Here is a 6,438-nt window from a genome sequence, read left to right as displayed (position 1 = left end):
ATTGATTTAATTCTTTGATTACTCGCCAAACGGCAGAGTAATTTCGATTAACTCAACACCTGTGAGTGTCCACACAGATTTCTTGTTTAGATTGTTAAAGAGCATTTGACCATTCACTTCGCGTTACTGCTCAGCGGGTCAGGGCTGCGTATTCTACGCATTTCCCTCATCGCGTCAAGGCGTTTTTGCAAACTTCTTGAGGCTTTCGAATCAACTGCACATTTTGCATTCGATTCGCACTGAAACCGCGCTCGCTTTCGCTGTCTGCCGTGTCAGTGGATGCGCATTATAGGCAGCGAAACTTTTTGTGCAAGCGCTTTTTTCAGGTTTTTATGATTAATTTTCAAATAGATTGTTACACCCAAGCTAGGCACAACCTACGCACTTGTTATACCCAGAGTTATCCACAAACGCTGGATTTATGAGCAAAACAAACCTAACAGCGAGCCTTTATTGAGTAAACGAGTGTGTGCTAAAGATAGAAGAAAGAATAAATGAGGCGGTAAATTTGGAGCTCTACATGATTAAGCAAGATGAAGGCTATTAGTGTCAGCCGCTACTTTATACATATATAAGCTATAAAGTAGCGTGTAATGATGCACTTATACGTACATATATAGGTACTTAACTTGCACTCCAAAGAAGCTGTCCGCAATCGGTAAGATCATACCCCCCTAAAAGAGCCGCCATTTGCCGAGTATGCCCACTGCTTAACATAGTAAAGAGTTGTTGTAGCTGCCTGCGAAAGTAAATACTTTGTGGCATCACAAAGTCGAAGGACTCCCTGATCAGTGGCACAAAGCTTAAACCGCTCTCTAAAGCAACAGACTGACAACCAAAACCAATATCTGCATCTCCACGTGCAATATAGCCTGCAAGTTCACGCTCACTATAAGCTGTGAGTATGATATTAAGCTGATCTAAACGTGCACCTTGCTTTAATAGCCACTGCTCTAGATGCTGCTGACTGCCAGCGCCGCCTTGGCGACTGACCCAGCGCCAAGGCAAACTGAGAACTTTATCCTCTTCTTGACATCTGTGGTGCATATCGGTGCGCATGATCAAGCCTTGCTGACGGGAATAGCCGTGCACCATGATCCATTGTTGGTGGTTTTGATAACCTTTAAGCAATGCTGGATGGCGGATATTTCTATCTTCCATACTCCCCCAGTGCAAGGTACACACATCAGCATAGCCCTTAGCTAATAACTCTAACCCCAAACGAGAGCCTGTTGCACTGTAGCTAATAAGCTCACGACTACCAACCTGCGCCATCAAACGCGCCACTAACATTGACAACAGAGGATCATCACTACCAGTAATCAATAGTCTGTCAGTTAACATACCGCTATGGCAGGAGTCCATCACCCAGCGGTCAATCAGCACCTTAGGGAATAACCATTTGCCGGTGATTTTTGTTGCGGGGAGAATTCGGTCATTCGCCATCGCGTAAACCTTTTTCTCATTAAGATCTAAATACTCAGCAACTTGCTTCGCGCTCATGTAAATCAATTCACTGGCGGATGTCATCTTATATCCTTGTCGTCTATCTCTTTTGAGTCCGGTCGCTATCTGATAAGGTCGCTATTTATCGGAGTTGGTATTCACATCAAATTCGAGATTTTCACTGCCGTGGTAGACCAAAAAATGACGCCCTTTGGCCCGAGCAATAATCGTGATACCAAGTTTTTGGGCAAGCTCCAGACCCATTTGCGTTACACCACTTCGCGACAGCAGTACAGGTATCCCCATTTTGGCGACCTTAATCACCATCTCCGAGGTTAACCGTCCTGTGGTATAGAAGATTTTGTTATCGCCCCGATCCTGTGCTAACCACATATCTCCCGCCAAGGTATCCACCGCGTTATGACGGCCAACATCTTCTACAAAAGCAAGGATCTGGTCAGCTTCACAAACACCACAACCGTGCACGGCACCTGCATTTTTGTAGGTGTCATTATATTCATTGATGTTTTTGAGCAAGCTGTAGAGCGTACTCTGCTTAAGGCTTGGGGTAGGTAGCTGAATACCATCTAAATCCTGCATAAAACTGCCATATACAGTCCCTTGACCACAGCCGGACGTAACGGTTTTTTCAGATAACTTTTGTTCGAGATCGGCGGTTTGCTCATGCGTTAATACCGCGGCAGAATTCACATCCCAATCAACAATTACAGACTCTAATTGAGCAACATCCGAGATAAAACCCTGATTTTTAAGATAACCAAGAGCTAATGACTCAGGCTTTGCCCCCAATGTCATCAGGGTCACTATCGGGCGCCAGTTCAGATAAACCGTTAAAGGTCGCTCACAGGCAACATGCTTATCAATTACCACTCCTGACTCATCCACTGCTTTGACGGCAATAGTTAACGGCACTTCAGCTTGAGTTTTTACAAAGGAAAAGCTTCGCTTGGGTAGAGAAGGATGGTCATTGGCGAGCATCTGCTGAGCAATATTAGAACTGTTATCAGAAATCATAATGTTACCGCTTTACGAGTGATGGCATCAGCATAGCAATATTTATACCTAGGTATAAAACTCAGGGCTAAATGCGTGATCCGTCGCAATACGAAACATTCTGGCGCATCAAAATGTCTCAGACAAAATGTCCATTCAGACAAAATGTCTCGCTTTTAACCCTATTTTGATGATCCACTTCAAACTAATTCCCCCTGTTTAATGGCATTAATATTGCAGTGACCTTTTATCACGATAAGCAGGGGAAATAGCGCCGGATGCTAAGGCTTATCTCCCTTACGGTTGAAACGGAGAGACAATGCAACATACTACTAGTGTTTGGCCCATGTACGTTTCACTCAAAAAAGTAGAGAAACAGGTGGGTCGTTGGACCTCAGTACAATGGGAAATCGATCATTTACTTCCCGCAACCCACGAAGCCCCCGAAGGAGCGACCTTAGTACTGCTAGAGCTGCACAAAGATGAGCGCGCCAGTTACCGCATCAACCTCGATATGGACAATGCGATGTTGTACTTAGTCTGTGATGAAATGGCAGACGGTACTTGGGTACCCGCGTTACTTTCGGCAGATCAAAATGTTGCTGCGGGCTGTCTTGAAGGCAATACGCCCGTAATCAACACGCTTATGCCTGAAGCGATTGCCTGTTGGATCGAAGCCTTTATCACTCAATATGGTGAAGTTGAAATCGCAGCTTATCGTCGTAAACATGTGGATCACCGTAAAAATCAAGGTCCAAGCCACGATCCATTGCGGAGGGACTAATGGCTGATTCAACCCCAAAGGCAAACGGTTTTTTTAGCCGTTGGAGTCAACGTCGTGAGCAAGTGGCAGCTGAAGAAGCCGCTGTTAAAACGCAAACGACTGCGGAAGAACTTGTTGATAATAAGGCAGAAGAGATCACTCAAGAGCCTACCGCTGCGCAAGAATCACAAGATGCGCTTAGCCAGGCAAATGAAGATCCTCATCGCATCCTCACGGCAGAAGATCTCCCTAATCCTGACGAGATTGAGATTGGTGGCAGTTTCGCTCAGTTTATGGGGGCGAATGTTGACCCAGCAGCAAAAACGGCAGCGCTACGCGCCCTTTGGAAACAACCGCATTTCAATGAGATAGATGGTCTTTTGGAATATGCTCTTGATTACAGCAACCAACCGAAACTAACACCAGAAGTCTCAGCTGAATTAGCCCAGAAAGTATTCCGCTATATCACCAAAGACAGTGAAGAATCAGAGATCGAACCGACCTCAACACCAGACGATGTAGTGATCGGTGCAGAAAATACCATCGAATCAAAAAACAGTGATATCGAAACCGAATTGGCCACCATACCGATTGCGGACAATTTGGATGGGGAGACTGATGACCTACCCCAAAATGCACCAGAGCCATTAGCTCAGATGCAAAAGCCAGTTGTTTAATGTCAGTTTAGCTAATTTTTATGTCTATAACTTTGGTATGTGAATTGCTGTACTAAGAGTACAAAACTTAGATAAAAGCAGAAAAGGCAATGACTTAGTATCAAATCAATGCCTGAATCTGTAACAAAACAGCGATAAAAGAGCAGCCAAAGTACTGTTCAGGAACGCAATGTGAGCACTCATTTGACAACCAATCAAACCCAGCCTGCGCTAAAACAAGCGCGGCAAAATGTGTTAGCCCAAACGCAGATTTTACAGAATCTGATCCCGCCAACAGTGAGTTACACCACTGAAGGCACAGTGCTAATTATTGGCCCTGAGGATCTCGCACGCCTCGCAGCGGACAAATTGTCCACTATGGCGAGCCGTGTGATTTTGGCTAACGAAGCGATTACCAACCAAGATGAAACCCACCTTGAACAGGTGATGGCTGCCGCCACGAATGTCGAAAGTTACTACAACAAGCTCATCGGTATTAAAGGTTTTTTAGGGCAGTTCCAAGTTAGCGTTGAGCATCAAAACGGTGCAGCGGAATTGAGTGTTGTCGCCATTCGTAAACCGCACTTTGACTTGATACTCGATTTAAGCAGCACACCTTGCTTGAATCTTGAAATGCTACCACCGGGATATTTCTATGTTGGCCAAGACGATATAAAGCTCGCCGATGCACTAGAGCAACTCCCTGAACTGGTAGGGCAATTTGATAAACCCCGTTACGTCAAAATCAATGCCGACCTGTGCGCCCATGACCGTAATGGCATCAACGGCTGTAACCGTTGCCTCAACTTCTGCCCTGCCGATGCAATTAGCAGTGTCGCCAAGAAAATTGAGGTCGATCCTTACCTCTGCCACGGCGCTGGCAGCTGCTCAAGCGCCTGCCCAACTGGTGCAATTGGTTATGACTTACCGACACCACAGGCATTGCATTCTTACCTGAATAAAATTATCAGTCGTTACCGTGAGCAAGCGCAAACAGCACCAGTGATATTGTTCCACGACAACGCGGTTGGCGCGAGCTTGATAGGGGACGACTTAGCCGGGGATGTGCTCCCTGTCGCCCTCGAAGAAATCACCGTTGCCAGCATTGACCATTGGTTAGCTTCACTGGCTTGGGGCGCACGCCAAGTGTTAATCCTCAATACTGAGGCAACAGCACCCACGCTCACGCAAATGCTAAAAGGTGAACTTGCCTTAGCCAACAGCATTTTAGATGAAATGGGCCAACCGCAGCGCTTGAGTCTTATCGACCCAAGCATGCTGGCGAATTTGGAGCCTGTGCTCGACATCAGCCTCGATTGGCCAGTGATTGTGCCCGGCGCTTTTGCGTCCACCAGCAAACGTAACACTCTGTTTGATGCGATTGACCATCTAAACAGCCAAGCGGGTGAAATCAACAGCTGTTTAAGTATCAACAACGTTCCCTACGGCAACGTCAGCGTCAATGTCGAGAAATGTACCCTGTGTATGTCCTGCGTGGCGATTTGCCCCACCATGGCATTACAAGATGGTGGCGACAAACCTGCACTACACTTTATTGAGCAAAACTGTGTGCAATGTGGCTTATGTGAGGCGGCTTGCCCTGAAAAGGTCATCAGCCTGACGCCACAAATTAACTTTGATAAAGCTGCTCGTCAGCAATTACAAACCCTGAAAGAAGAAGCCCCGTTCGAATGTATTCGCTGTGGCTCTCCTTTTGCGACCCAATCTATGGTGCATCGGATGCTGGATATGGTCGGCGCGCACAGTGCATTTTCAGCCAATATAGAACGCTTGAAAATGTGTGGTGATTGCCGGGTAAAAGACATGTTTGAAGACATTCTTCAAGATCCTGAAAAGCAACTGCGATAAGAGATCCGCTATGACCGAATCAGTAAGACAAGTATCAGAAAACGATCAGTTGAGAGCCGATATCTATCAACTGTTAGCCGCCCTTTTGCGTCGCCATCCTAGCCCTGAGCTGCTGCAATTTTTGGCCAACCTTGAAATCGATGCCGATGAAGACAATGAGATGACCAAGGCTTGGTTATCTGTACAACTGGCTGCAAAGCAGTTCAGCAGTGAACAATTAGAAGATGAGTATTTTGCCCTGTTCCTCGGTGTGGGTTGTGGCGAAATCCTGCCCTATGGCAGTTGGTTTATGACTGGCTCATTAATGGACAAACCCTTAGCACTGCTGCGCCAAGACTTGATGCAACTCGGTTTTGAGCGCGAAGAAAACGTCAAAGAGCCCGAAGATCATGTGGCTGCTCTGTGTGAAGTGATGGGCACATTAATTCTTGAGGCTCCAGGTTATCGTCAACTAGCGTTTTACCAACGCCATATTGGCAGCTGGATTCAGCGCTTCTGCGACAACCTAGGTAAAGCACCTAGTGCCGCCTTTTACGCTACGGTTGCTCAGCTTGCTAAAGCGTTTTTCGAGATGGAAGCTGCGGAGTTTGAACAACTCAGTTTAGACATTCCTGTGAATTGCCCTGGCAGTGCGGAGCTACAACCCGCTGCCAGCGATTTAGAAAAACAAGTGGAATTAATGAACTAAAC

The 6,438-nt window shown here is 46.3% G+C and carries 6 protein-coding genes; 4 read left to right on the top strand and 2 right to left on the bottom strand.

Features of this window, described 5'->3' with window-relative positions; translation table 11 throughout:
* Positions 1–624: 624 nt before the first annotated feature.
* Positions 625–1,530: a substrate-binding domain-containing protein gene (locus M0413_RS20965; protein WP_037423474.1), complete on the bottom strand. Its 906-nt coding sequence runs from the start codon at positions 1,528–1,530 to the stop codon at positions 625–627.
* 54 nt (positions 1,531–1,584) lie between these two features.
* Positions 1,585–2,481, bottom strand: a complete 897-nt coding sequence (locus tag M0413_RS20960; protein ID WP_099457279.1) for a formate dehydrogenase accessory sulfurtransferase FdhD — start codon at positions 2,479–2,481, stop codon at positions 1,585–1,587.
* Between the two features lie 298 nt (positions 2,482–2,779).
* Here M0413_RS20960 and M0413_RS20955 point away from each other — a divergent pair, with 298 nt between their 5' ends.
* From M0413_RS20955 to M0413_RS20940, 4 genes are all read left to right on the top strand, one after another.
* Complete coding sequence (locus M0413_RS20955; RefSeq protein WP_037423466.1) at positions 2,780–3,244, top strand: DUF3305 domain-containing protein; 465 nt, start codon at positions 2,780–2,782, stop codon at positions 3,242–3,244.
* A complete protein-coding gene (locus M0413_RS20950) occupies positions 3,244–3,900 on the top strand; it encodes a DUF3306 domain-containing protein (protein WP_249555527.1) in 657 nt (218 codons plus the stop codon). Before M0413_RS20955 ends, M0413_RS20950 begins: the two co-directional genes overlap by 1 nt.
* Positions 3,901–4,071: 171 nt before the next feature.
* Positions 4,072–5,748, top strand: a complete 1,677-nt coding sequence (locus M0413_RS20945) for a 4Fe-4S binding protein (RefSeq protein WP_249555525.1) — start codon at positions 4,072–4,074, stop codon at positions 5,746–5,748.
* 10 nt (positions 5,749–5,758) lie between these two features.
* Complete coding sequence (locus tag M0413_RS20940; protein WP_037423461.1) at positions 5,759–6,436, top strand: TorD/DmsD family molecular chaperone; 678 nt, start codon at positions 5,759–5,761, stop codon at positions 6,434–6,436.
* Positions 6,437–6,438: the final 2 nt, after the last annotated feature.

The organism is Shewanella sp. 8A (assembly GCF_023475945.1).
Taxonomy (GTDB): domain Bacteria; phylum Pseudomonadota; class Gammaproteobacteria; order Enterobacterales; family Shewanellaceae; genus Shewanella; species Shewanella xiamenensis.
This window is presented reverse-complemented; position numbering and strand designations above follow the sequence as displayed.